This is a genomic window from Ectothiorhodospira sp. 9100 (assembly GCF_022227565.1).
Classification (GTDB): Bacteria; Pseudomonadota; Gammaproteobacteria; order Ectothiorhodospirales; family Ectothiorhodospiraceae; genus Ectothiorhodospira; species Ectothiorhodospira marina.
This window is the reverse complement of sequence record NZ_JAJNAN010000133.1, coordinates 1-554: the sequence shown is the minus strand read 5'-3', so window position 1 is coordinate 554 and position 554 is coordinate 1. Positions and strand designations below refer to the sequence as shown.

Sequence of the window (554 nt, the reverse complement as noted above, 5' to 3'; positions counted from 1 at the left end):
CGATTGGCCAGAAATCCGTAGTGCCTCACGCGCATGAGACCTTTCGGCAGGATGTGCTGCAGGAAGCGGCGCACGAACTCTTGCCCGGTCAAGGTCATGACCTTGCGTTGCTCGGTCCGATAATCTTTGTAGGTAAACCGAACCCCATCATCATCCACCCCCAGTATCCGTCGATTGGTGATGGCGATGCGATAGGTATAGCGGCCCAGGTAGTCCACCACCGTCCCGCCGTGGTTCAGACAGGCCTTGGTGTAGACGTTCCACGAGACCTGCATCAGGTCATCAAGCAGTCTGTCCACTTCCCCGGGGTGTGTCACCCGAGAGAGCTCACCACGGTCGATCGCTTGCCTCAGGGCGGCCACCATGTATCCACGGAACCTCACCGAAAGGGCCTTGACCGGGAACAGATAATTGCTTTTGCTGGGCGCCCATTGGCCATTCTTTCGCAGGGCGCCACCAGGGACAAGGCAATGCAGGTGAACATGCTGCGTCAGGGTTTGCCCCCAGGTATGCAGCACCGCGGTCATGCCCAACTCGCCTCCCAGGCGTTTGGG

1 protein-coding gene is annotated in these 554 nt (G+C 59.4%); it reads right to left on the bottom strand.

Going from position 1 to position 554, the window contains the following annotated elements; genetic code table 11:
• Positions 1-554, bottom strand: a 554-nt coding sequence (locus LPW29_RS15310) for an IS91 family transposase (protein WP_443112363.1), incomplete at both ends; no start/stop codon positions are given.